The organism is Pseudomonas sp. m6p (assembly GCF_055760375.1).
Map to the genome: position 1 here is coordinate 4,419,926 of NZ_CM147084.1, position 25,591 is coordinate 4,445,516.

Below are 25,591 nucleotides of genomic sequence, written 5' to 3' on the forward strand. Positions count from 1 at the left end.
GCCTCAGGTCGCTTCCTGAAAATCCATCTCCGGCGGCTGCCGCCGAAAGCCGCCAGTGAGCACCGCCAGATACACCACGCCAATCGTCAGCCAGCTCAAGCCCAGATACACCGCCAGGTGATCGAGGCTGACCATCAGCCACACGTCCGCCAGCAGCCCGATGAACGGGAAGATCAGAAACAGCACCAGCTCACGCGGGCCTTTTTTCTCGCCACCGATCCAGTAATGAAAAATCACCGACAGGTTGACCAGGCTGAATGCCAGGAACGCACCGAAGTTGATGAACGAGGTTGAGGTGGTCACATCGAGTTTCAGCGCCAGCAATGCCACGACCGCACACAGCAGGATGCTGTTGACCGGCGTGCCGAAGCGCGCATGCAAGGTGCCGAAAAACGACTTGGGCAACACGCCATCGCGCCCCATGGCAAACAGCAAGCGCGAACCGCTGGCCTGGGCCGACAGCCCCGAAGCGAACTGGCCGACGATCAGGCCGATGAGGAAGATCGAGACGAACAGGTCGCCGCCGATGTTGCGTGCGATTTCATAGGCCGCCGAGTCGACGCTGTCGAACTGGAACGACGGGTGGGCGATCTGCACGAAGTACGACACGCCGACGAAGATCAGCCCGCCGATCAGGGTGATCAACATGATCGCCCGTGGAATGGTGCGGCGTGGGTCGCGGGTTTCTTCGGTCAGCGTACTGACCGCGTCGAAGCCGAGGAACGAATAACAGGCAATCGCCGCGCCGCTCATGATCAGCGGCATTTGCATGTCACCGTTGAAGAACGGTTTGATCGACCACAACGGCGTGCGCGCATCACCGCCGACGTAGTGCACACACAGCGCGACGAAGGCGATCAGCACCAGAAATTGCACCAGCATCAGCAAGGCGTTGATGCCGTTGGCCAGTTTCAGGCCAACGATGTTGATCGCACTGGTGATGCCAATGAACGCCAGCACCCAGATCCACTGCGGGATCGACGGGAATGCCGAAGCAAGGTACGCCGCGCCGATCAGCCAGATCGCCATCGGCAGAAACAGGTAATCGAGCAACACTGCCCAACCGGCGATGAAGCCGAGCCTGGGGCTGATCGCCTTGCGCACGTAGCTGTAGGCGGAACCGGCAACCGGGAACGCGGCGGCCATGCGCCCGTAACTCATGGCGGTGAAGAACATCGCCACCAGTGCTGCCAGGTACGCTGCCGGGACCATGCCGGCGGTGGATTGCGCGAGGATGCCAAAGGTGCCGAGGACAATGATCGGCGTCATGTAGGCGATGCCGAACAGCACCACCGACCCTAATGACAGGGTGCGTTGCAAACGAGCCATGGGCGACTTACTCCGAATGTTATTGGATTTATGGCAGAGCCGAGTTCGGCGAATGTTTCGGGTGTGGCTTTGTTTTTTTGGGTGAGTCAGATGAATCGATAAAAGATCGCAGCCTTCGGCAGCTCCTACAGGAGTACGCAGTGCAATGGTGTAGGAGCTGCCGAAGGCTGCGATCTTTTGATCTTCAGCGCGCAGGAATCAGCAACTCACGCAATCCGCACGCGTGCTCTACCACCTCCCCCGGCAGCTTCAACCGCTGATCATCCAGATAGCGGTAATCCTGGCGCGCGACCTGCAACCGGTCGAAATCCAGCTCGACGCTGAACGTCCCTTCTTCGCGCCCCGCCTCGAACAGCAACGTCCCCAGCGGATCGACCAGCGCACTGCCGCCGGCAAACATCAAGCCGTCATCCCCGGCCTCAACGCGATTGACCATCAGCGCAAACGCCTGATTCTCCTGAGCACGGGCCATGATCGCGGTGCGGTGAGTCGGGGCGTACGGGTCCATGTTGCCGTTGGTCACGATCAGCAACTCGGCGCCCAGTTGCGCCAACGCGCGGGCGGACTCCGGGAACTCGATGTCGTAGCAGATCAGCAGGCCGACGCGCACACCGTTCCAATCGCAGGTGGCGTAGCGGTCGCCGGCCTCGAACACGCCGCGATCCGACGCCCAAAGGTGGGTCTTGCGGTATTTGAGGGCGATGCCTTCGGGGGTGATCAGCAGCGTGGTGTTGTAGAAGCGACCGTTGTCGTTCTCAGCCATGCCGATCACCACGGCGAGGTTGCGCTCGCGGGCAGCGGCCTGCACCGCGCGGACGGTCGGGCCATCCAGCGGCTCGGCGATCTGCGCCACGGTGTCGGCCGTCGGGAAGCCCATCAAGTGGGTTTCCGGGAATACGATCAGTTGCGTGTCGGCACCGCACGCGGCAATCGCGGCGAGGGCGCGTTCGAGGTTGTATGCGGTGCCATTGTCACGGCCCGCCAGTTGGGCGAGTTCGACTTTCATTGCGAGTCCTTGTGGTCAGGGCCGGGCGCTGAAAGATTGCCCGGTGGCTGTCTGTGGGCCAGTATGCGCAGCAAGCAACCGGCAGGGAATCACGCGGCCGGGGTAACCCGATAGGGGTAGATTCATGACCGTTTCGTTTGATGACATCACTTGGCACCGCGCCGTCGGGCAGTTGATCGATGCGCTGGACAAGCCGAATTTCTGGGCACAACTGGTGCGTCTGCTCGACCAGTACGTGGCGTTCGATAGCTGGGTGGTGTTGCTGTTCAGCGCCGATCAGCACCCGCAAGTGTTCGCCGAATGCCCCGGCGAAGACGGCAGTCCCGACCCGTTGTTTCAGGATTATCTGCGCGGGTTGTACCTGCTCGACCCGTTCTACATCGCCTGTCGCGAGCAGTCGCGCACCGGGTTGTACCGCCTGTCGGAGGTGGCACCGGAGCATTTCGAGCTGACCGAGTATTACCAGCGATACTTTCGTCTGAATGTGGTCGCCGACGAAATCCAGTTCAATTGCCAGCTCGAAGGCGAACGCACGTTGTGCCTGTCGCTGGGCAGTGAACAACGTTTCACTGGCGAACAGATTGCATTGCTGTCATTGATCCAGCCTTGGGTGCTGGGTCTGTTGCGCCAGCGCCTGCCGTACGAAATCAACGAAACCGTGGCCCTCGCTGCCGCGCCTGCACCGGCCGACTGGCGGGTGCAACTGGAAGCGTCGGTGCAGCAACTCAAGGGTGCGCAACTGACTGCCCGGGAACTGGATGTCGGGCGTCTGATGCTCAGCGGTTGCTCCAGTAAAGAAATCGCCCGTAAGCTGGAAATCTCCGTAGAAACCGTGAAAGTCCATAAGAAACACATGTACAGCAAGCTGGGGATCAAATCCCAGTCGGAGCTGTTTTCGATTTTTCTCCAGGCGCAGAACGCCTGAAAAGCCTTGGCATGCAGGAGATATCTGAAGCTTGGAATTCCCTGTGGCGAGGGAGCTTGCTCCCGCTCGACTGCGCAGCAGTCGCAAAACCTGGACACGCGATGCATCAGACAGACCGTGATGGCCAGGTTTGGGGCTGCTGCGCAACCCAGCGGGAGCAAGCTCCCTCGCCACAAGAACAAGCCAGTCTGCGCGCCATGGGTAATCATTGAGTCCGAACCAAGGAAACCGTATGAGCCTGTCACTCCTGAGCCGCTACGCCTTCTTTGCCGTCTGCGTGATCTTCACCCTCGCCAGCCTGCCCTTTCTCGAACACGACTGGCTGTGGCCGATCACCGCCGTCACCGGCGTACTGAGCCTGCTTGGTCTGTTCGACCTGCTGCAGAGCCCGCACGCGGTGCGCCGCAACTACCCGATCCTGGGCAACATCCGCTATCTGGTCGAAGGCATCCGCCCGGAGATCCGCCAGTACCTGCTGGAATCCGACAGCGACGCCCTGCCCTTCTCCCGCGCCCAGCGCTCGCTGGTCTATTCGCGGGCGAAGAACGAAACCGCCGACAAACCCTTCGGCACGCTGATCGACGTCTATCAATCGGGCTTCGAATTCATCGGCCACTCGATGCGCCCGGCGCCATTGAGCGACCCGAGCAGTTTCCGCGTCACCGTCGGCGGCCCGCAATGCACGCAGCCGTATTCGGCGTCGGTGTTCAACATTTCGGCCATGAGCTTCGGTTCGCTCAGCGCCAACGCCATCCGCGCGTTGAACCAGGGCGCCAAACTCGGCAACTTCGCCCACGACACCGGCGAAGGCAGCATCAGCCCGTATCACCGCGAACACGGCGGCGACCTGACCTGGGAACTGGGCAGCGGCTACTTCGGCTGCCGCACCAGCGACGGCCGTTTCGACCCGGAGCGCTTCGCCACTCAGGCACAGAATCCGCAGGTGCGGATGATCGAAATCAAGATGAGCCAAGGCGCCAAACCCGGCCACGGCGGGATCCTGCCCAAGCACAAAGTTACCCAGGAAATCGCCGACACCCGTGGTATCCAGATGGGCGAAGACTGCATCTCGCCGTCACGCCACAGCGCGTTTTCCACGCCGATCGAAATGATGCAGTTCATCCAGCAACTGCGTGAGCTGTCCGGCGGCAAACCGGTGGGTTTCAAGTTCTGCCTCGGGCATCCGTGGGAGTTCATGGGCATCGCCAAGGCCATGCTGGAAACCGGCATCCTGCCGGACTTCATCGTGGTCGACGGCAAGGAAGGCGGCACCGGCGCCGCACCGGTGGAGTTCACCGACCACATCGGCGTGCCGATGCGCGAAGGCCTGCTGTTTGTGCACAACACGCTGGTCGGCCTGAACCTGCGTGACAAGATCAAGCTCGGCGCCAGCGGCAAGATCGTCAGCGCGTTCGACATCGCCAGCGTGCTGGCCATCGGCGCCGACTGGGCCAACTCCGCGCGCGGCTTCATGTTCGCCATCGGCTGCATCCAGTCGCAAAGCTGCCACACCAACAAATGCCCGACCGGCGTTGCCACCCAGGATGCCCTGCGCCAGCGCGCCCTCGTGGTCCCGGACAAGGCCCAGCGCGTCTACAACTTCCACCGCAACACGCTCAAGGCACTGGCAGAAATGTTGGCGGCGGCCGGTCTTGAGCATCCGTCGCAACTGTCGGCCAAGCACCTGGTGCGACGCATGTCGGCGACCGAGATCAAGCTGTTCTCGCAGCTGCATGTGTTCCTCAAGCCAGGTGAGTTGCTCACGGGCGAGGTCAATGGCGAGTTCTACTCGCGGATGTGGCAGATGGCCCGGGCTGACAGTTTCGAGCCGCAGGAGGTGGCCGCGGCTTAAGGCCACCGGTCGCGACTGACGCGGTGTTGACGCTGAACAGGTAGGCCACCGCCGAGCCGCTCCACAACGTCTGCCGCGTTTGCCAATCGCCGCTGAACAGGGTGCGGAAGTGATCGGGCGATTCCAGCGGTATCCACCAGACTCGGTGCTGGCGGCATTGCACCAGCGCCGGGTCATGGAAATAGATCCAGCGCCTGGCGAGCGGGATCAGCGCGTAGCCACCGCGAACCGAGGAGGCGAGGAACGCCGGGAATGCCGTGCGCACATGAAACCGCGGCTCAATGGCGCTGGTGTTGTAGTAGAGAAACGGCAAGTACGAAATCAGCGAGTCGAGGACGATGTCATCGCCGGGCTGGGCCTCGCGTTCGATCTGGCTGGCCAGCCCATCCAACCGGTAGTCCCGGCGCATCTCGGTGCCATTCATGCCATCGGTCTGGCGATAGACCATCGCCAGGCCGTAGCATTGTCCGACGACCACCAGCACGAACAGCGCCATGGCCGGGCGCGGGTATCGGCGTGCCAACGAGTCCAGTGCCACGGCGATAAGCAGGGGGATGCCGGGGGCCGCGAACACCAGATAGCGCGTAAGAAACAGCGGCATGAACAGCGCCAGGACAAACAGCGAGATCGTCGGAACAAAAAAATAGCCGAGCAGCAACGGCCGGTAACGCCGCTCGCCGGTGCCTTGCGCCACGATCAGCACTGCGCAGAGCACGATCAGCAGCAAAGGCGCCAGCCGCCACCACGACGCGGGTGCCACGCGCGGCTCCATCAACATGAATTGCCAGGGCAGCCCCAGTGCAGCCTGCACGGTCACAGGCTCGATCCACGCCGCGACACCGGCGGACAATTGTTCAAGCAGATTCGGCAGCCACGGCACAAACAACAGCACAATCGCCGCGTTGGCCAGGCACCACGCGCGGGGTGAAAGGCTCGCGGCGTGATCCGCTCGCGCCCGCCACCAGAACAGCCAGTGCACCAGCACGCAGCCCGCGGCGAAATAATGCGTGTAAAACGCCGCGCTCATCAGCAACACGTACAGGCACGGCCAGCGTTTTTGCCCGGGTGTCCGCGCCCAGCAGACCAGCGCCACGGTCGCGGCCATCAGCCAGAATCCGAGCAGGGTGTACATCCGCACTTCCTGGCTGTAGCGCACCGAAACGGGCAGCAGCGCCAGCAACAGTGCCGCCATCCAGGTCGCCCGCCGCGTGGCCACCAGACGCATCAACTGGATGCCGAGTAACACGCTGCCAACGTCCGCCAACACGCTCAAGCCCCGTGCCGCCCCGGCAGAATCGCCCCAGGCCATGCCCCAGTAATGCAGCAACACGTAATACAGCGGCGGATGCACATCCAGTTCGGTCAACGCCCAGATGCGCGCCGGCGTTTCTCGAGCCAGCAGCAGGCTGTAGGCCTCGTCATACCAGATTACGGGGACTGTAATGGAGTAGAACCGCACGAACAGCGCAATAATCAGAACTGCCGCCAGAGCCAGCTGATCGGCCCGCACTGAAACATTCGCGTCCTTGAAAAAAGGTGCGGCTACCCAAGGTTTCATGTCCGTTGTCCACGAAACAGCACATACCGGAAAAAGCAGTACCCCAACGTCAGGTTCAGCACGCTAAACACCGTCACCGTCAGCAATCCATGCCAGCCATGCGTATCGGCAATCGCGCCTATACCGAAGCTCGCTCCCGCCATCAGCCCCATAAACAGCAAATAGCCCAATACCGAGGTTTTGCTGTCAAAGGTGTAAAGCAGGTTCACGTAAAACGAGAACGCCGCCGCCACGCAGAATGCGGCGAAGTTACTGGCCGCCTGGGTCAACCCGATGGCGCTGCACAGGACGAAAAAAATCTGCCAGTGGATAAGTGCATCGGCGATGCCAATCACTGTCAGCGCAGGAAATCCTTTCATTACGGTTCCTTGCCATGGCTTGGTCCGGCTGACTTTCGAAGCTAGGGCAAGGCGCTTGAGTGGTCTACTGTCAGAAATTACAGGTGCGGGGTGGATTGCGACGGACGGTCAGGGTTACCACTGCAGCAACCTGCCGTGAGGCGGTTCCTTCATGACGATGAAACCGTAATCGCCAATCAGGTAAATCCGGTAATACAGGCTGTCCACCAACGCAGGAAAACCCTGATAACCAACGTGGGTGGCGTTGCGCCTTTCGCGTTCGGCGACCACGTTGGTGATGCCCGCCGACGGCAGATTTTCCGCGAGGATGAAGTAGTCGACGTTGAGCAGATAGTGCAACACCGGCAGCTGTTCGAATGAACCGGCCGCACTGGCCAGCCAGCGATCGGAGTAGCTGACCGAGAGGTAAATCCGTTTCGCTTCACGCAGCTCACGATGGGCGGCGATGTCGTGGCTCAGGCTGTTCAGCGCGCTGTTGGCAAAGGTTTTCTGCAGGCTCAGCACCCGGCCATAGGCGAAGGACAGCGAGAGTGTCGCCAGCAGCGCAATGATCAGCAGCAAGGGCAATCGGCGGTGCCCGGACGCCAGCGCAACGTGCGCCAGATAGAACAGCCCCAGCAGTAACACGCCGAAGCCCATCAGGGTCCGCGCGCCTTCATTGAAATCCCGAAACAGCAGGGTGATTCCGGGCACCAGCAAGACCAGAACGAGCAGCGTGAGCAAACACAGCAGCAGGCTTGGCCAACGGCGTTGGCGGCCCCGAACCAGACGCAGACAGCCCGCGAATGCACACAACACCAGTGCAGCGAAAACCCACGAGTAGCCGCCGTGAAACAGCAGCGCAACATTCTGCAGCACCCGAGAGAAATTGATACCGATCTGCAACAGCGGGTGGGTGTCCGGGTTCAGCAGATCCGTTCTTCGCAACGTCTCCATGAACGGATAAGCCGTGACGCTATAGATCAGGATGCCGAGGCCCGCTTGTGCGAGCTTCCAGCCCAGCATCCGCAAGATCTGCGGCCACTGCGTTTGCTGCTGAACAGCCCTGATCAACTCGACACCACACAGACCGAGAAACACATTGAGGCTGATCTGATACAGCCCGACCGCCAGCGCCAGCAACGCCGCCGGTACCAGCCAGCGCTGTACCCGCGATGAAGCGTCGAACGTGATGGCGTAAATCACCGCGACCATGCTCAAGGCCATGATCGGGCCGTCGTATTGATAGGACAGGTTCTGCAGCAGAAACGGGTTGTACCAGAGCGGCAACGCGACCAGGCAACAGGCCAGCGTCGGTTCGACAAAGTAGTGAACGGTCAGCCGAGTCAGCGCCAGACTCATCGCCACGACCGCGAGCAACAGGGGTAACGGATAGATGTTCGGTGCCGCCCCGGTGAACGTCAGCGCCTGATAAAACCAGTCGGCAAACAATCGGCCCTGCCCGGCCCAGGCATTCGCGGCGGCCAGCGTACGCCAGTTGTCGTCAATGTAGGGGAAGTCGGCGAGGAGCAGCGGCAGGGCGTACAACGCAGTGGCAAGCAGGAAGAACAGCACGACTTGCCGCTGACTGAGCTCTCGCTCGAGAAATGCGCTCGCCCTCATGTCTGCGCCTCGGTTACTGCCGCGCGGGAATGCAAAGAGATACAGGTTTGAGCCTGATCGGCCGCTTTGTATCGCTCTTTCAGACCGGCGGTAACACGGCAAAAGATCGCAGCCTGCGGCAGCGCTTACATGGGAAATGTATTAACCCTGTAGGAGCTGCCGAAGGCTGCGATCTTTTGCTTTTGCTATCGACTACATCAAGTGGCCGAACGCACCGCGCCCTGCGTTTCACCGCTCGGCTGCAACTTGAACACGTAGAACAACACCGTCAGCAGCACCAGGAATGCCGGCCCGACATACAGCGCCACACGGGTGTCCGGGAAGTACGCCATCAGGCCGACCACCAGCACCAGGAACGCCAGCGCGAAATAAGAGCTGACCGGGTACAGCCACATTTTGTATTTCAGGCCGGCACGTTCGCTGGCGCTCAAACCTTTGCGGAATTTCAGTTGCGCCAGCAGGATCATGACCCAGGTCCAGATCGCGCCGAAGGTGGCAATCGACGTCACCCAGACGAAGACTTTCTCCGGCACCAGGTAGTTGAGCAGCACACCGATCAGCAGCGCGAAAATCGACAGCAGCAGTGCCCGGCGGGGCACGCCGTTGGAAGTCTTGGCGAAACCGGCCGGGGCCTGACCGTTCTGCGCCAGGCTGTAGAGCATGCGCCCGGTGCTGAAGATGCCGCCGTTGCACGACGACAGTGCCGCCGTGATCACCACGAAGTTGATGATGCCGGCAGCGGTCTTGATGCCCAGACGCTCGAAGGTCATCACGAAAGGGCTACCTTGAGTGCCGATTTCGTTCCACGGGTAGATCGACAGGATCACGAACAACGCGCCCACGTAGAACAGCAGAATGCGCCAGAACACCGAGCCGATTGCATCGGGAATGGTCTTCTGCGGGTTCTTCGCTTCACCGGCGGTCAGGCCGATCATCTCGACACCGAGGTAGGCGAACATGACCATTTGCAGAGACATCAGTACACCGGTCACGCCGTTGGGCATGAAGCCGCCATGGGCCCACAGGTTGGAAATCCCCAGCGCCACGCCGTCGTTGCCGAACCCGAAGGCAATGATGCCGACGCCGCCGATGACCATGGCGATGATGGTGACGATCTTGATCAGGGCGAACCAGAACTCGAATTCACCGAAGGCCTTTACCGCGATCAGGTTGATCGAACCCATGCTGACCAGCGCCGCCAGGGCCCAGATCCAGCGCGGCACATCGGGGAACCAGATGCCCATGTACACGGCGACCGCCGTGATTTCCGCGACGCAGGTCACCAGCCACAGGAACCAGTAGTTCCAGCCGGTGAGAAAGCCCGCGAGCGGACCGAGGTAGTCCTGGGCATAGCGGCTGAACGAACCGGCCACCGGGTTGTGCACGGCCATCTCGCCGAGGGCGCGCATGATCACCAGGATCGCCAGGCCGCCGAGAATGTAGGAGAGCATGATCGCCGGACCGGCCATTTCAATGGCCTTGGCCGAACCCAGGAACAGGCCGACACCGATACAGGCGCCGAGCGCCATCAGGCGGATATGCCGTTCACCGAGTTCGCGTTTGAGCGGGCCGCCGTGAGCGGTCTCGCCATGGGGCAGGTGATTGCCGACTGGCATAGGGATACAACCTCGTCTTGTTATTGGATATGACCACCGAGTGGCGAAGCGTCGACCGATAGGCCTGAACTTCCCGAAACCGCGCCGGCCTCGTGGGCAAACGCGTCTCGCAGGTCCCGACCTGCAAGATCAGCGGGGCGTGCAGTATAAAAAGCTTGTGACAGGGCTTTTCACTCTATAAACCGCAACATTCAGCGGGAAATCTCGGCATTCCGCCGGTTTACGGAGAGGCATTACCTGGACTCCGTAGGATTTTTCCCCACTAAAAAGGCCAGCGAGTATTGCACAGCATTGGTGCACCGTCATGCCCCTGCGTTGGTGGTATTGCGTAGGTGATAGCTCTAGCACAGCTGTTTCGATGTGCTTGGCTGTCTATTCCCCTGTGGCGAGGGAGCTTGCTCCCGCTCGGCGGCGAAGCCGTCGTAATACCCGCGCACGCGGTGCTTCAGACAAATTGCGACTACAGGGATTGGGACTGCTACGCAGTCCAGCGGGAGCAAGCTCCCTCGCCACAGAGAAGGCGACATCTGGAAATTTTCGGAAATTTCGTACAGTCATCGCAGACCCAATTCTTGAATGCTGCGACTAGCGTGAATAAGGATTGAACTCGCAAAGGACGCAACGGAATGCGTAAACCCCCAAATTCACATCGGCTCCGCCGAGGGCGTCGTTCGGAGTTAGGACGTGCTTATCTCATAACTACTGTGGTGCATCAGCGCCGCAGAATATTCAGCAATTGGCAGGTCGGTCGTTTATTGGTAGCGGAATTACGGCGAGCTCATGACCAGCGATGGGTCGATTCGATAGCCTGGGTGGTGATGCCTGACCACTTACATTGGTTGGTCCAGCTGGAAGAAATGCATATTGAACGTCTGATGCAAGCGGTGAAATCCCGCAGCACATTGTCGATTAATCGCGCCCTGAACCGAAAAGGCGCGTTTTGGCAAACCGGCTATCACGACCATGCCATCCGTGATGGTAAAGACTTGAAACCCTTCGCCCGATACATCATCGCCAATCCGCTACGAGCAGGATTGGTGGAGCGGATTGGCGATTACCCGCTTTGGGACGCCTGCTGGCTCTAAAGCTCCCACTTCCCCTGTGGCGAGGGAGCTTGCTCCCGCTCGGCGGCGAAGCCGTCGTATTACCGCGCACGCGGTGTTTCAGACAAATTGCGACTACAGGGATTGGGACTGCTGCGCAGTCCAGCGGGAGCAAGCTCCCTCGCCACAGGTACAGTTTTCTTCAGAAACCACCCCCACTCAAACCCCGCACATTTTTTTCCCCATCACCAACCACCGTCTAAGCTTCAGTCAAGTCCGATCAATCTGCGTGAATGGATCAATCGACTATGGGCGCTTTGTGGCAAACCGATTCGAGTAAAGCCGTGGTTCCGACTGAACGTGTGGATGAAGCGCCTGTCCCCCCCAAAAAACGCCGCAACCGGCATGGCTGGAAGGCGTTCTGGTTATTGCTGCTGATTATTGCCATCGTCGTGGGTCTGGCCGCGAGCAAGGAGATGCGCACCTCGCGTTTTCAGGCCCGGGAGCTGAGCCAGTACGCCGCCTCGCTCAAATATCAGCTGGAACCGGGCCCCAGCGAAGCGATCCGCTACCCGGGCAATGGGCCGTTCGATCTGCGTCTGGGTTACAGCTCTCTCGATGAATTCTTGCCGCGCCTGCTCAAGCGCGACTACGTGATCACCGAGCAGACGCGGTTTTCTCCGGCGCTGCTGAGCTACACCGACAAAGGCCTGTTCGTGCCCTATTCGGAAAAGATCCAGGCCGGATTGTCGATCACCGATTGCCGCGCCGCGCCGTTGTATCAGTACAAGTATCCGCAGCAGCTGTATTCGAGTTTTGCGGCCATTCCGCCGGTGGTGGTCAGCAGTTTGCTGTTCATCGAAAACCGCTTTCTGCTCGACCCCAAACAACCGCTGGCCAACCCGGCGGTGGACTGGCCGCGCTTCGGCATGGCCGCCTGGTCGCAGGTGGCGAAGTTGCTGCACCTGCCGGGGCAATCGGCGGGCGGCAGCACTTTGGCGACGCAGCTGGAGAAGTACCGGCACTCGCCCGATGGCCTGACGGTGTCCGGTGCGGAGAAGATCCGCCAGATGATTTCCGCCAGCGTGCGCGCCTATCAGCCCGGGCCGCAAACCCTCGGCGCGCGGCAGAACATCATCCGCGACTACCTCAACAGCGTGCCCCTCTCCGCCGTGCCGGGGCATGGTGAAGTCCATGGAATGGCCGAAGGTTTGCGGGTCTGGTACGGCAGCGACTTCAACCAGGCCAATGCACAGCTGAACAGCCCGGCCACCGACCCGAAAACCATGGCCGACAAAGGCCTGGCCCTGCGCGAAATGCTCTCGCTGATGATCGCCCAGCGCCGTCCTTCGCATTACCTGACCAAGGGCCGTGAAGAACTCGCCGACCTCACCGACAGCCACTTGCGCCTGCTCAAGCAGAACGGCGTGATCGACAGCGCCCTGGCCGATGCCGCGCTCGCGAGCAAGGTCACTTACCGCGACTGGCAGACCCAGCCGACCCTCCAGCCGATCGAAACCAACAAGGGCATCAGCGTTGCCCGCAGCCGTCTGGCGACGATGCTCAATCGCCCGCTGTACGACCTCGATCGGCTCGACCTGTCAGCCACCAGCACCTTGCAGGGCGATCTGCAAACCCAGGCCACCGACTACCTGAAAAAACTTGCCGATCCCGCGTTCGCCGGGCAGATCGGTCTGATTGGCGAACGCCTGCTCACCCCCACCAGCACCACCCAGGTGCGCTACAGCTTCACCCTGTTCGAACTGACCCCGGACGGCTCGCGGGTACGCGTGCAGACTGACAGCACCGATCAGCCGTTCGACATTAACGAGGGCAGCAAGCTGGAGCTCGGCTCGACGGCGAAAATGCGCGTGCTCACCACTTACTTGCAGATCATCTCCGAACTGCACGACAAGTACGGCGCCATGAGCGTGCCGGAACTGAAGAAAGTCGAGGTGCCGGATCAGGATCGTCTCAGTCAGTGGGTGATCGATTATCTGATCCAGAACAAGGATCACGACCTGTCGAAAATGCTCGGTGCCGCGCTCGACCGCAAATACTCCGCCAGCCCCGGCGAGGCGTTTTTCACCGGTGGCGGCCTGCATGTGTTCCATAACTTTCGCAAGGAAGACAACGGCCGCATGCCGACCTTGCGCGACGCCCTGCGCGAATCGATCAACCTGCCGTTCATTCGCCTGATGCGCGATGTGGTGCGCTACGTCACCTACTCCGGCCCCAACAGCAGCGCCGAATTGCTCAAGGACGACCGCGACCCGCGACGTCAGGAATACCTGGCCAGTTTCGCTGACCGCGAGGGGACCTCCTTCCTGCTCAAGTTCTGGAAGAAGTACAAGAACAAGGACACCCAGGCGCGCCTCGACACCTTCCTCGACAGCATGCGCCCGACGCCGATCCGCATGGCCGCCGTGCATCGTTACCTGCTGCCCAACGCCAGTCAGGAAGACTTCAACAGCTTCGTGCGCGCGCACCTCAAAGGCGCCAAGCTCACCGAAAAACTCACCGACGATCGCCTGATCCGGCTGTACGACGCCTACGGCCCGGGCACCTACGATCTGCCGGATCAGGGCTTCATCGCCAAGGTGCACCCGCTGGACCTGTGGTTGATGGGCTACCTGCTGCACAACCCGGATGCCACCTTCAGCCAGGTCGTCAAGGCCAGCCAGTTCGAGCGCCAGGAAGTCTACAGCTGGCTGTTCAAGAGCAAGCACAAAGGCGCCCGTGACAGCCGCATCCGTACCATGCTCGAAATCGAAGCGTTCCTCGAGATTCACCAGCGCTGGCAGAAAGTCGGCTATCCGTTCGACCATCTGGTGCCGTCGCTGGCCACCGCCATTGGCAGCTCCGGCGATCGTCCTGCCGCGCTGGCCGAACTGATCGGCACCATCCTCAACGACGGCGTGCGCATGCCGACCCTGCGCATCGACAGCCTGCACTTTGCCGCTGGTACACCCTATGAAACGCGCCTGACCAACGACCCGCATGTCGGCAAACGGGTGATGCCGTCGGAGGTCGCGACGGCAATGCGCGAAGCCCTTTCGCAAGTGGTGGACTCGGGCACGGCGAAACGCGTTTCCGGCAGTTTCAAAACCGCCGACGGCACGCCATTGGTGATGGGTGGCAAGACCGGCACCGGCGACAACCGCATCGAAGCCATCGGCTCCGGCGGGCGGATCCTCAGTTCCAAGTCGATCAACCGCACCGCGACCTTCGTGTTCTACATCGGCAACAACCACTTCGGCACGCTTACCGCGTTCGTCCCCGGGCGTTCGGCGGAGAACTTCAAGTTCACCTCGGCGCTGCCGGTGCAGGTGCTCAAGGGCATGGCGCCGATCCTTTCGCCGTATCTGCAGCCGGGTACGCATACCCTGTGCCAGCCCGACCCGATGACCGCAGCACGTTAGGCTGGCGCCTGGGTGGTAACGGAGTATTTTTTGCCGTTGAATTTCCGCTGTTTCGCGGCGTAAACACGCCGCGCTTCCAACCTGTTTTTGCGCTTTTTTCGCGCCGGGTCATTTCTTAGTCTGATCGCTCCATTTTGATCAACGGACGATCAGGCCATGCCCAACCCTTCCCTGACACTGTATCGATCGCAGCAGACGCCTTCTGCCCAAGGTCATAAAAGTGTCCATCACGATCTGGTTAAAGATGCCCTTCCCGACTGGCTGTACAAGGCTTCGGCAGCACGGGTCGAATCATTGAAAAACGTCACCTTGACCATGCCTGCATGGCATCGCAGCGCTGCGGCCAGCGAGCATCAACGACTCAAGGATGAAATGCGCCAGGCATGGACCGCGCAGAACAACATCGATCGCGCACTGAGCAAGCTGCAGGATGCGCGCACCTTCGCCAGACCCTTGCTGCAACAGGCCTTGAAGAAGCGCTTCGGTGTCGAGGACGATGTCGAGGACACCTGGGTGCGGCTGTACATGCCAGTCAAAACGTCCTGGTGGGCGCATGACTTTGCCAACGGCACGCAGAGTCGCACGGTGTCGCTGCTGGACGCGGCATTGCATAACTTTTCCAGCGACGAAACGTTCACTGCCGACTCCTGCTTTATCACCCGTCCCGATGCGCTCGGGCAGTTTTCGGTCAAGGCACTCAAGCACAAGATCAGCATCGAGCAGTTCAAGGCATTGTGTCGCGAGCTGGATATCGGCGCGCGCTACCAGACCCACTTGCACGAATTCGTGCTTTCGAAAAACCAGGTGGCCCGTCAATACCTGCAGCTCAAGGTGACGCACAGCCAGAAACAGACACTGCGAGTCGCCGCGCGCATGGCCCTGCTCAAGGGCGACATCGACCGTCAGGCATTTGAAGTGGTGCAAGGCATGCTCGAAGACCGTGCACAAGTACTGTGGCACGGCAAGGCTGTGCGCTATCACACGTTGACGATGATGGACACACCGCTGACAGGCATTGTACTGATCAGCGCCGACCCGCTTGCCGCCACGCGGCCCCTGCCGGTTCTGGCCTATGTGCCCCACGACCCGGAGCACCCACTCAAGCAATATCCCGATTCACTGGCGTTCATGGCCGAGCTGACCCGCCAGTTGCGCGACACCTCTCCGTCCTCGTCTTACCAGCGGTTTTTCAGTCAGTTTGTCCCGCAGCGCCAGCGAGGCTATTTCTTCGCCCGACTGAATGAGCGCCTCAGCCATGTGACATGGCAGGCGACGCCCTCCGGGTCGAACTTGCCCAACTGGCGCGATACGCCTGTGAATCATCCCAACTTGCAATTTCGCGTGGCGCCGGTTCAACAGGATCGCGAAACACGCTTTACCGGCGACCTGTGGCAGTACCTCTACCAACAGAAACTCAACAAGATTCTCAACGATGCCCGGGAGATTGCGATAGCCACCGAATACGCCGACCGCATGGCCCGCTGGGCATGGTGGGACAACCTGGAAAAAATCCTGACGGACATGCTCAATCTGGCGATGCTGGTGGCCGTGCCCTTCGTTCCCGAGCTGGGCGTATTGATGCTGGCCTATACCGCGTACCAGGTCACCGATCAGATTGTCGAGGGAATCGTCGACCTGGCCGAAGGTCACTTGGCCCAAGCCGGCGCTCAAGCCATCGGTGTGCTGGAAAGTATCGTGCAACTGGGGATTTTCGCTGCGGGTGCCAAGCTGGGCAGCGCGGCACTGGTCAGGCTCTCGCCGTTTTTTGAAAGCCTGAAGCCGGTAAAACTCAGCGACGGCCAGACGCGCCTCTGGAACCCCGACCTCACTCCGTATCGTTTGACCGACCAGATACTGCCCGCCACCACCCGTCCCGATGCGCAAGGCTTGCACCCGCTGGGCAGCAAGCACGTGGTGAAGCTGGATCAGCAGGTGTTCGAGGTGACCCGGGATCCGCTGAGCGGTGAACACCGGATTCGTCATCCACGCCGCCCCGACGCCTACGCGCCGACACTCAGGCACAACAGCCATGGCGCATGGGTCTGTGAATCGGAAAACCCGCGCCAGTGGCAAGGCCCGCAGTTGATGCGCCGAATCGGCCACGCCACCGATGGATTCAGCGATGCGCAACTGGAACAGATTCGCCAGTTGACCGGCACCGATGAGAACATCCTGCGGCGCATGCATGTGGAAAACGCGCCGCCCCCGCCTCTGCTGGCCGATACCCTGCTGCGCCTGGCAAGCCACCCGGCACCGGAGGACGCGGCGCCGGCTCTTTCTGCCCCGGCCGCCCGGGTACTGCGCGACTGCCCGCAACTGACGCCGGTGCTGGCCGAACGTGTTATTAGCCAGGCCCGTCCTCTGGAAATGCAGCGGATCACCCAGCGGCGGCAGGTGCCGCTGCGTCTGAAAACCCTGGCCCGCGAGCTGGAGTTTGAGGTGCAGTCGGTTCGAGCGGCGCAAGGGCTGCAACACGAAGCGCTGATCACGGTCGAGAGCGAACGCCTGGCCTTGGGCGCGTTACGCCATCACAGCGATGCCTTTGGCGCGTTGCGCATCGACATCCGTGACGGAACATTCGACGGCCCCCTGCGCAGCAGGGCCGGCGCCGAGTCGGCCGAGCGGGTCCGGGTGCTGGTGCGCACTGGCGAGAACCTTTATCAGGTGCGCGATGGCTCGAATCTACTGCTGCGCCGGGCTTGCGGTCTGTATGAAGCGATTCTCTACGCGAGCGAACATCAGGGCCGAAGCGTATTGGGTTACAGCACCCGCGACGCCGAGCAGCTCAAGCAATGGATCATTGCCAAAACCACCGCCCCGAGCGAACGGCGCACGGTGCTGGCCGAACCGCCGATCCGCCCCGTTGTTCAATTCGACACCCAGCTGTTGGTGCGCGGAGGCGGTTTGAGCCGAGACGGCGCGAGCCTGCATGAACGCATCGAGGATCTGCATCCGCACTTCACTGCGCGCGAGGTCGATGCCTTCGCCCAGGCCTTGACCGAACAGGGCGAACCGCTCAAAGCCATCGAGGCGATGGAGAACGATCTGGATGAACTGCGTGAAACGGTCAATCGCTGGCGCTATCAACAACCGGACACTTGGGGACCGGGCAGCCATGGCTTTCGCGATGGCGGCGGATTACACATTCACGAACGTCTGCTGGCTTGTTTTGAACGCAAGACCGAACACTTGGGACAACGCAGCGATCCATCCTCTTACGCGCTGGATCTGTCGCGCGAAATGCTTTCACTGAACCTGGAAACCTGGTGGGCCAAACGTCCGGAACTGAAAAAATTCCTCGACAAGGTCACCGTGCTCAAACTCGATAACACACGCTTTGCCACTGATTCCAGCGGCTTGCTCAAGGACTTCCCGCACCTGATCGAACTGAGCGCCAGAGGCTGCGACCTGCCCCGTTTGCCAGAGCGCATCGGCACGTCCTTGCGCCGGCTCGAGCGCTTGCGTCTGAGCGATAACAAGATTGTGCTGGATACCGCCGCCGTCGAGCGTTTACGCAGCCTGACGTACCTGGAAGTGCTGAAACTCGATGACAACCCGCTGGGGCTGTCGCCGAACCTGTCACGCATGCCCAGGCTCAAGGTGGTGGGCCTGAAGAACACCGGGCTGACCGCCTGGCCTGAAGGCATTCTGGCCAGACCTCGTCCCCGTGGCTTTTTGCTCGACCTGCGCGGCAATCCGCTGACGACAATTGCGGAGGTGATCAGCGGCTCCGAGGCACAGTGGCTGGTGGCACGTACACGCCTGGACGTGGTCAACCTGTCTGAGGTCAATCAGGTGATCTATCAGACTCACCGACGCGCGGTGGGCCTGCCCGAGGAAACGCTTCTGCCGGCCGATCCCACGCGCAACTTCTCGATCATTTCCGCGTTTGGCGCCGATTACTGGAGCGACGTGCCCGGTTGGGGCGTCAACCGCGAGACGCCTTGGTCGGAGCTGGTGGAGGAACCGGCCGCGCAACCGTTCATGGCGACGCTGCTCGGTGTACGCGAATTCGCCGACTACCGCGCCGGCGGTGAACTGCGCCAGCAACTGATGCAGCGTGTGTGGCGCATGCTCGATGCCGTGCACCACGACAGTCGGCTGCGGGAAAAACTCTTCACCATGGTGGTCGCTCCGGTGGACTGCGCGGACGCCGGCGCTCAGTTGTTCAACCACATGGGCATCAACGTGCTGGCTTCCGAGGCCTATGCCTACGCGATCGGCCCCCGGGAACTGGAAAACAGACTGGTCACCCTGGCCCAGGGCGCGGCGCGCCTGGAACAGGTGAACGACATTGCCCGTGCGGACGTCGACAGCCGCGGCGGCAATCCTGATGATGTCGAAGTCTATCTGGCATATCAGACCGGCCTGGCCAGACGCCTGGGCCTGCCCTGGCAGACCGAATCCATGTTGTTCCGACCGGTGTCGGGCGTGACTGACGCGATGATTGATACGGCGTACGACACGGTGCTGGCACTGGGTGAAGGCGATGGTCTGGTGGACAAGATGCTCGAACAGGACTTCTGGCAGAACTACCTGCAAGAACAGTTTCCAGCGCGCCTGGCCTCGAACAAGCATCGCTACCTGAAGCTGTTCGAACAATTGGAAACCTTGCGCGAAGTGCAGCAGGAATGGCTGGATTCGACCACGGATCAACAGCGCACCGAGCGGCGCAACCGGCTGCGCGATCTCGCTGCCGATCTGCCGATCCCCGACACCGTGCTGTTCGCTGATACACCGATCAGCGAAGCGACCTATAACCGCGTGCTGATCGATTTGGTGGATGAGGAAAAGGGTCTGGCCAGACGCTTGACTCGTGATGCCATGAGACGCGCCGGTCTGTAACGGTAAACCGCGCTGGCACAATCGCAGGCGTGCGCCGCCGACCAATTGTGCCAGCGCAGTCCGGTGGCAGAACGGCTTTCAGCCAGTCTGCCACCCACAAAAGAGCGCCATGGCGGTGCTAGACACCCGAGGGAGGCGTGGCACTGAAAATCAGTTGTACGGTGCCATGATAGGTCCCGGGTTTGTAGCCATCGGCAGGCACTTTCGGCTGGATCTCCAGAGCAAAGCGCCCACCTTTTCTGGCCTGCTCCGCCGAAACCACTTCCCGGGGGATGGGGTCATGGCTCAACGGCTGACCATTGAAACTGACCTGCAAAAAGATGGCGTCCCGCCCGTTGAACAGATAGGGCTCGGCGTCCAGCCGCGCTTCGATTGCGCTGGTGCTGTGTTTGACATCGAAATTCTTGCGCAGCCCCTGCAAGGTCGAGGTATGAATATTCCACGGCAACGTCTGTTGCAGGTGAATCCAGTTGGCTTCGGCGGGAAGCACATAGAAGTCCAGAGTCGGTATATCCACCGACACCTCGAACGTGTGCGCTTCCCTGGCCGCGAACGCTTGCGCACTTGCCAGCGCCATCACGCTGCACAAAGCGATGGTCGATTGCTTGATCATGTCAGCTACCTGTTGCGTCGAAAAAGCGGCAGGGCGAATCCCTCTTTTGCCGCCGCGGGTTACTGGCTGGCGACGCGCAGCGTTTTTCTGGCTGCACCTTCGACCAGGTTGAAACGGTATTCCCGGCCCGGTTTCTTCTCGAATTCGAACGATTTGCCGGCCAGAAGGTGGTGCTTGGTGGTCGGCTCGCATTCGGTCTCTTTCTTTTGCGAGCAGTTGCGAAATTCATCGATCACCACCACCGTATTGCCGTTGTTACGCAGCCGATAAACCCCGGCACTGTCATCGATGACCGTGTCGAACCGAGCATTTTTCGGCCGGACAAAGAACACCGTGCCAAACCCGGTCATGACATTGACGCCGGCCGAGAGGTTTTCCTTGTAAGCCTCGCGCTCTTCGCTGGAAACGGCGAACTGGTCTTCCTTTTCCGGCACCACCGGCACGAAGCGCACCCGGAAATAGCGCTCGGTATCGCGCTTGCCCATCAGCACCAGACGGGTGGCCTGCATGCCGTTGGCCGGCACAATCAACCGTGCCGGACTGGCCATCAGTCCATCACGGCTGCTGCCATCGGCTTGCTGCCTGACCGGGACTTCGCGGTGGCTGCCATCAGCGTCGTAAATGATCTCCAGAATGTTGACCTTGACGAATGCTGTGCCGTCGCCACTGTTGAAAACGCGCTTGAGATAGGTGCTCTTGTCGCTGTCGAGGTAGTCGTAGACCGTTCCGACATTGATTTGCGGTCCGGCCTGAACACCTGAGCAAAACAGGCTCAATCCCAGTAAAACCCATAGACCTTTCATACCTGTGAACCTCATGAAGTTGAACACGGCGCTGACACGCCTCATCGATCTACGGCCCATCAAATGTCCGAATCCCAGATCACCGTGACATTGCCGACATAGGTGCCACCCTGCCCGGGCATCAATATGATCGGCAGAACATATTCCGGGATCGCAAAGTGCAGGACACCGGCGCCTCTATCCACATAAAAACCGGGCTGGAACTGTTGCGCGCTGGCCTGACCGACACGCAGACGACGACGGTTGACCGGCTGTCCGGAAAGGTCGGTCAAGCCATTGGGCAACGTGACGCTGACCTGTACTTCGATGTAATTGTTTGCCGAAGCCGGGTTGTGAATCACACATTCGAAAATGCCGCGGGAGTCGCATTCCAGGTGCATCTTGAAACGCGATGAGGCCGAAATATGAAAAGGCTGATCGCGAAACAGTCGCACCGGTTTGCGTCCGGCCTGCAACCAGCTTTGCCAGCCACCGGCAGGCACCAGGCGAATTTTTTCGCCGCCCGGCGGAATGTCGACTTTCAAGGTGTGCTGAACTTCCAGATTGAAATCCAGCGTCAGGTCGGTGTCGTCCGGAATCATCACGTCACCAAAATCGAAATCGCCTCCAGGTCCCATGCTGTATTTCAACGTACCGGTGTAATTGCCGGACGACATTTTCAACGGGTCGGGGGTGCGTAATTCGTAGGCAAAATCGAGGTAGCCATACGTCATCCCGGGGATGTTGAATTGAGCGATTTTGACGCAGGAACGTTCATCGGGAACCTTCCAGAAAAAAGCGTATGTCTCTGCCCCGAAAAAGCCCATTCCCGAGGTACCACAGGGCGGAGTCGGATTGACCCAGCTATACCCGTGCCACAGGCGGTTGTGACCTTCACTTGGGGTCGAGGATCCCGTCAGGCTGGCCGCTGAATGACTCAGCACATAATTGGAACCCACACCTGAGATACGCACTTGAAGATTGCTGGTTTCACCGGTTTCGGTATTGTTGACGGTCAAGGTGCGCCATGCCCCCGGCACCTTGAACATTGCACTGTTGCGCTGGCTGGCATTGGCTTGTATGGGTTTATTGGAGTTGACCCGGGTCATCAGCCGCAGGCTGAAGGTATCGATGTCGCGGCAGATTTGCGGGTAGTACTCGCAGTACCCGGTTGAAGGTGTCTGGTTGATGAACTCGTTTTTCTGCGGGTTGGCCGGATCGGGTTTGAACAACGCTCTGATTTCCAGTGACGCCGCCTCAACGGGCGGTGCCGCCAACAGCCCCAGCAGACACAACCACTGGCCACGGCGCAGCCAGCCCGACGCGCGTTTTTTGAAGCTGACCATTCAACTGGCCTCCTGTCGAGTGAACGAGACATCCGCCAACGTATCCGGCGAGCAGCGCAGATCGCCGATCATCAGCACGTTGCTTTCACTGCGGTGTTTGTCGGTATCGAGCCGGAACTGGCACAACAACTGGTCGGCGTAGCGCACTTCCAGGGTCGGTGAGCCAACATGCATTTCCATCGAGAAGAACCCGTCGACCTCGCTCACCCCACGGCTGGCGTGGTTGATCACGTGGTGGCCCTTGAGCGGCCGCCCCTGCGGATCGAGCAAGCGTCCAAGCACGGTCACGGTTTTCATCACGCGCACCTTGCGGTACTCCACGCCGCCCTTGTTCAGGTGGTAGCGGGTGCGTGCCGGTTCGATATTCGCGGCGGGGGCGTGATTGCCTTCGAAGTCAAAGCTCACCGAGCTGTTCTTGTAGGCGGTCAACGGGATGAAATTGCGCCCCACCCGCAACGCCGCGCTGCCTGCGCCGAGATCGTCGGCACGCAAGGCAATGTCGTCGATGTCTGACTCGACATCGACGATCATCCCTGCGCCGCGCCCCAGATGCTGGCTGGTCATGACCAATTGCCGGCCTCCCATGACAATCGTGCTGTCGAGATTGAGGCCGCCAGTGAAGTTGCCGTTGTAGGACGAGCGCTGAAGAAAGCCGTCGCCATTGACCTGATCGGTGCGAAAGTTGGCCAGACTCGCCAGACCGACACCGTACGTGTCGGTCAGTGCAGTGACCGACACGCTTTGCAGTACATGGTTCTGCAGGTCTTTGCGATAGCCGAACGAGCCGTTGTTGTCGCGGCTGCCATCACGGGCGGTACGGCTGCCGATACTGGCGGACAATTGCTGGCTCGGCCCGCCCAGCGCCATGTTGATACTCAGGTCGATCCCGCGATTGCGTGCATCGCCGCTGCTGTAACTGCCCGGCCGATCGAACAGCGACAGGCGCCAGTTGGCGTCGCTGCCAAACAGTTCGGTGCGTTGCGTCCAGCCCAGGTCCATGCCCACGCCTTCGACGTTGCCTTCGCTGTGCGAGACCCGCGCACTCAGAGAGTTCTTGCGACTGATGCGGTGGTTGAGCGCCAGCGACGAATTGCTGGTTTCGCCGGTGAACACGTTGCGCTGGCGTACGCGGGTGCCATCGGGCAGCGTGTCGTAGGTGTTGCGGGTGTCGAGCCAGCTGCGATTGTGGCTGACCACCAGGCTGCCGGCGCCATAGTTGTACAAACCCTGCACATCGGCGCCGGTGCCGTGCTCTTCGGTCTGGTAAAGGTTGGCGTAGAGGCTGATGCTGTCCGCCAGGCTCCAGTCGATCGAGCTGCCGTACTGCAACGTATCGCGGACCTGGCGCGCCGACAGGCCGAGGATCACTCGCGGGTGCAACAAATAGTTGAGCGCGGCGCCGGCGGTGAGATCGCCGCTTTGCTGTTGCTCCCAATTGCTCAGCAGTTTGCTTTCCTGCCCGGCGAATACGTTGTAGCGCCAGCGCTCGTCGAGGTTTTGCCAGTTGACCGGTTTGTAGACCAGCTCCTGAGTGGTCGAGGTGGTCTGGCCATCCTCGATCAGACGCACCTCCACCTCATAAATGCCACCGGGCAGCGGCCGGGTGTCGAGGGTCTGCAGACCGGCAGTGACTGACTGGGTGTTGATCAACAGTCCATCGCGATAGATCTCCACCGATGCCTGGCGATTGGCGGTGACGAAAATCGGGTAGACGCTGGGCCGCGGGCTATCGACCGCCAGACTGTCGGAGCTGCCATACATCACGCCGACCGCCGTGTCCGGGCTGGTGCCGAACGAACGGGGCTGGCGGGTCAGGCCTTCGGAATTGGGGGTGAAATAGCCCAGACGGAAAAAACTGCCCTGCAGTTCGCGCTGGGTGTAGAGCTCGTGCACCGCGTGATAGGTCTTGGTGTCCGGCCCGCCGAGGCGCGCCAGCTGCATATTGAAGGACTGGCTCCAGTTGCCGAGACTGGCACTGGCTTCCAGGCCGAAGCGTCCGCCCAGATCCTGATCCTGGCCGCCGTTGAGGTTCAGCTGATTGCGCAACATCAAGCCGTGGCTGCCACCTTCCGGCTGTTCATGAAAACGCTGGACCTGCAGATCGCGCTCGGCGTTTGCAGTGGCGATCGACAGCAGCGAGTTTTGCAGGTTGTAATGCAACTCCAGCAATTGCTCGGGGCACTGTCCGCTGCATTTGCCGAGGGCCACACCGGGTTTGAGAATGCTGGCCCACGTTTGCTGTTCGATCGCGCTGAAACGGCTGTCACTGGTGTCGGTGAAGTCGAGCAAGGTAATGCGATCATCGCGTGACAACACAATCATTGCCTCGCCCAGCGGTTGTTGATCAAGTTCGACACGAACCGCCAAAGGCACATCAAAGAAATGCTCTTCGAAGTCCGCCGGCAGACCTTTCGCCTGAGCCAGCAAACTTCGCGGGGTATTATCGACTGGAGGCGGCGCCGCCAGTACGCTGCTGCTCAAAAGCAACGCAAGCGCAGCCGCGATGGGCGTCATCGGATACATGAATTAATACTCTGATTACCGAAAGTAAAAGCCCGGCCGGGCAACTTGCAAGTTGCAAATCGCCGACCGGTTACGCCACTTGAACAAGTAACGTCAGGTATTGCCGTTATTACTTACACCGAAGGTTCGACGACCAGCATGACCACACCGGTGTAGTCGCCTGCGGCCGGTTTGGCACCGGTGGCGCTGATCTTGAACGGTGCGCGATAACGGGTATTGGACTCGGTATCACCCACCACTTCCTGCGAAGTGGTGGTCAGTGTCTTGCCGTTGAGTTCAACCTTCAGATCGATGGTCTGGTTGCCGGCGATCAGCTTCGGCACGCCTTCCAGACGCGCATGAACCTTGCCTGCGGTATGCAGCACATCGAAGTGGCCGTTGACTTCGCGCATCGAAGCGGTCGCCGGGTTGTAGCTCATGTCCTGATCCTTGTTGACCAGATCGGCATCCACCGGCACCGCATAGAAGTCGTCAGCCGGAACGTGCGCCACGATGCTGATCGAGTGCTTGGCTTCGGTCGCGGCAAACGCCATCGAGGCGCTCATGGCCAATACAGTCAGAGGGGCGGCAAAGGCGAGTTTCTTGAACATCATTGAATACCTGTCTTATATAAATTAGTTGAGTCGTCGACCCGTCAAGGCGAACGGAACAGTCACGAGCAGTCCGTATTCACCGTTAACTTTCAACGCCGAAGCATGTTCAACCAATTTATCTTCAAAGTAAGCAGGCAACGTCCTGCGACCTTGTAGCCTGGACGCCATTAGATGAGA

16 protein-coding genes are annotated in these 25,591 nt (G+C 60.5%); 5 read left to right on the top strand and 11 right to left on the bottom strand.

The features are described from left to right. Nucleotides 1-3: 3 nt before the first annotated feature. Together ACYZUM_RS20070 and ACYZUM_RS20075 are read right to left on the bottom strand one after the other, a co-directional pair. Nucleotides 4-1,329: an APC family permease gene (locus tag ACYZUM_RS20070; RefSeq protein WP_473061113.1), complete on the bottom strand. Its 1,326-nt coding sequence runs from the start codon at nt 1,327-1,329 to the stop codon at nt 4-6. Nucleotides 1,330-1,513: 184 nt separating this feature from the next. After that, entirely contained in the window at nt 1,514-2,335 is an 822-nt protein-coding gene (locus tag ACYZUM_RS20075; RefSeq protein WP_473061114.1) for a carbon-nitrogen hydrolase family protein, read from the bottom strand. A 124-nt stretch (nt 2,336-2,459) separates the two neighbouring features. Here ACYZUM_RS20075 and ACYZUM_RS20080 point away from each other — a divergent pair, with 124 nt between their 5' ends. Both ACYZUM_RS20080 and ACYZUM_RS20085 read left to right on the top strand, forming a co-directional pair. After that, nucleotides 2,460-3,260 (top strand): helix-turn-helix transcriptional regulator, encoded by an 801-nt coding sequence (locus ACYZUM_RS20080; RefSeq protein WP_473061115.1) that lies wholly within the window; start codon nt 2,460-2,462, stop codon nt 3,258-3,260. Between the two features lie 232 nt (nt 3,261-3,492). Next, nucleotides 3,493-5,112 (top strand): FMN-binding glutamate synthase family protein, encoded by a 1,620-nt coding sequence (locus ACYZUM_RS20085; protein ID WP_473061116.1) that lies wholly within the window; start codon nt 3,493-3,495, stop codon nt 5,110-5,112. Here ACYZUM_RS20085 and ACYZUM_RS20090 read toward each other — a convergent pair. The 4 genes from ACYZUM_RS20090 to ACYZUM_RS20105 form a co-directional block, all read right to left on the bottom strand. Next, the gene (locus ACYZUM_RS20090) at nt 5,033-6,670 is read right to left on the bottom strand and encodes a glycosyltransferase family 39 protein (protein ID WP_473061117.1); all 1,638 of its coding nucleotides are present in this window, start codon (nt 6,668-6,670) and stop codon (nt 5,033-5,035) included. The two genes, ACYZUM_RS20085 and ACYZUM_RS20090, sit on opposite strands and share 80 nt — an antisense overlap. Then, entirely contained in the window at nt 6,667-7,029 is a 363-nt protein-coding gene (locus ACYZUM_RS20095) for a GtrA family protein (protein WP_145594729.1), read from the bottom strand. Before ACYZUM_RS20095 ends, ACYZUM_RS20090 begins: the two co-directional genes overlap by 4 nt. Before the next feature lie 114 nt (nt 7,030-7,143). After that, nucleotides 7,144-8,631, bottom strand: coding sequence for a glucosyltransferase domain-containing protein (locus ACYZUM_RS20100; RefSeq protein WP_473061118.1), 1,488 nt, complete (start codon nt 8,629-8,631; stop codon nt 7,144-7,146). A gap of 197 nt (nt 8,632-8,828) precedes the next feature. Beyond that, nucleotides 8,829-10,247: an amino acid permease gene (locus ACYZUM_RS20105; protein ID WP_095668395.1), complete on the bottom strand. Its 1,419-nt coding sequence runs from the start codon at nt 10,245-10,247 to the stop codon at nt 8,829-8,831. Nucleotides 10,248-10,873: 626 nt separating this feature from the next. Here ACYZUM_RS20105 and ACYZUM_RS20110 point away from each other — a divergent pair. The 3 genes from ACYZUM_RS20110 (at nt 10,874) to ACYZUM_RS20120 (ending at nt 19,557) form a co-directional block, all read left to right on the top strand. Then, a complete protein-coding gene (locus tag ACYZUM_RS20110; protein ID WP_473061119.1) occupies nt 10,874-11,332 on the top strand; it encodes an REP-associated tyrosine transposase in 459 nt (152 codons plus the stop codon). A 266-nt stretch (nt 11,333-11,598) separates the two neighbouring features. Beyond that, complete coding sequence (locus ACYZUM_RS20115; protein WP_473061120.1) at nt 11,599-14,712, top strand: transglycosylase domain-containing protein; 3,114 nt, start codon at nt 11,599-11,601, stop codon at nt 14,710-14,712. Between the two features lie 156 nt (nt 14,713-14,868). Next, entirely contained in the window at nt 14,869-19,557 is a 4,689-nt protein-coding gene (locus ACYZUM_RS20120; protein ID WP_473061121.1) for a dermonecrotic toxin domain-containing protein, read from the top strand. Nucleotides 19,558-19,675: 118 nt separating this feature from the next. Here the strand turns inward: ACYZUM_RS20120 and ACYZUM_RS20125 are convergent, their stop codons facing one another. The 5 genes from ACYZUM_RS20125 to ACYZUM_RS20145 form a co-directional block, all read right to left on the bottom strand. Beyond that, on the bottom strand, nt 19,676-20,170 hold the full coding sequence (locus ACYZUM_RS20125; RefSeq protein WP_198758254.1) for a CS1 type fimbrial major subunit: 495 nt from the start codon (nt 20,168-20,170) through the stop codon (nt 19,676-19,678). A gap of 59 nt (nt 20,171-20,229) precedes the next feature. After that, nucleotides 20,230-20,973: a pilus assembly protein gene (locus ACYZUM_RS20130; protein WP_108183699.1), complete on the bottom strand. Its 744-nt coding sequence runs from the start codon at nt 20,971-20,973 to the stop codon at nt 20,230-20,232. A 59-nt stretch (nt 20,974-21,032) separates the two neighbouring features. Continuing rightward, nucleotides 21,033-22,298, bottom strand: coding sequence for a hypothetical protein (locus ACYZUM_RS20135; RefSeq protein ID WP_473061122.1), 1,266 nt, complete (start codon nt 22,296-22,298; stop codon nt 21,033-21,035). After that, nucleotides 22,299-24,821, bottom strand: a complete 2,523-nt coding sequence (locus tag ACYZUM_RS20140) for a CS1-pili formation C-terminal domain-containing protein (protein WP_473061123.1) — start codon at nt 24,819-24,821, stop codon at nt 22,299-22,301. Between the two features lie 113 nt (nt 24,822-24,934). Then, complete coding sequence (locus ACYZUM_RS20145; protein ID WP_174376817.1) at nt 24,935-25,411, bottom strand: CS1 type fimbrial major subunit; 477 nt, start codon at nt 25,409-25,411, stop codon at nt 24,935-24,937. Nucleotides 25,412-25,591: the final 180 nt, after the last annotated feature.

What these genes read in the sequence shown, in the direction of transcription:
- ACYZUM_RS20070 (WP_473061113.1), bottom strand. Translation starts at nt 1,329, where the DNA reads ATGGCTCGTTTGCAACGCACCCTGTCATTAGGGTCGGTGGTGCTGTTC.
- ACYZUM_RS20075 (WP_473061114.1), bottom strand. Translation starts at nt 2,335, where the DNA reads ATGAAAGTCGAACTCGCCCAACTGGCGGGCCGTGACAATGGCACCGCA.
- ACYZUM_RS20080 (WP_473061115.1), top strand. Translation starts at nt 2,460, where the DNA reads ATGACCGTTTCGTTTGATGACATCACTTGGCACCGCGCCGTCGGGCAG.
- ACYZUM_RS20085 (WP_473061116.1), top strand. Translation starts at nt 3,493, where the DNA reads ATGAGCCTGTCACTCCTGAGCCGCTACGCCTTCTTTGCCGTCTGCGTG.
- ACYZUM_RS20090 (WP_473061117.1), bottom strand. Translation starts at nt 6,670, where the DNA reads ATGAAACCTTGGGTAGCCGCACCTTTTTTCAAGGACGCGAATGTTTCA.
- ACYZUM_RS20095 (WP_145594729.1), bottom strand. Translation starts at nt 7,029, where the DNA reads ATGAAAGGATTTCCTGCGCTGACAGTGATTGGCATCGCCGATGCACTT.
- ACYZUM_RS20100 (WP_473061118.1), bottom strand. Translation starts at nt 8,631, where the DNA reads ATGAGGGCGAGCGCATTTCTCGAGCGAGAGCTCAGTCAGCGGCAAGTC.
- ACYZUM_RS20105 (WP_095668395.1), bottom strand. Translation starts at nt 10,247, where the DNA reads ATGCCAGTCGGCAATCACCTGCCCCATGGCGAGACCGCTCACGGCGGC.
- ACYZUM_RS20110 (WP_473061119.1), top strand. Translation starts at nt 10,874, where the DNA reads ATGCGTAAACCCCCAAATTCACATCGGCTCCGCCGAGGGCGTCGTTCG.
- ACYZUM_RS20115 (WP_473061120.1), top strand. Translation starts at nt 11,599, where the DNA reads ATGGGCGCTTTGTGGCAAACCGATTCGAGTAAAGCCGTGGTTCCGACT.
- ACYZUM_RS20120 (WP_473061121.1), top strand. Translation starts at nt 14,869, where the DNA reads ATGCCCAACCCTTCCCTGACACTGTATCGATCGCAGCAGACGCCTTCT.
- ACYZUM_RS20125 (WP_198758254.1), bottom strand. Translation starts at nt 20,170, where the DNA reads ATGATCAAGCAATCGACCATCGCTTTGTGCAGCGTGATGGCGCTGGCA.
- ACYZUM_RS20130 (WP_108183699.1), bottom strand. Translation starts at nt 20,973, where the DNA reads ATGAAAGGTCTATGGGTTTTACTGGGATTGAGCCTGTTTTGCTCAGGT.
- ACYZUM_RS20135 (WP_473061122.1), bottom strand. Translation starts at nt 22,298, where the DNA reads ATGGTCAGCTTCAAAAAACGCGCGTCGGGCTGGCTGCGCCGTGGCCAG.
- ACYZUM_RS20140 (WP_473061123.1), bottom strand. Translation starts at nt 24,821, where the DNA reads ATGTATCCGATGACGCCCATCGCGGCTGCGCTTGCGTTGCTTTTGAGC.
- ACYZUM_RS20145 (WP_174376817.1), bottom strand. Translation starts at nt 25,411, where the DNA reads ATGTTCAAGAAACTCGCCTTTGCCGCCCCTCTGACTGTATTGGCCATG.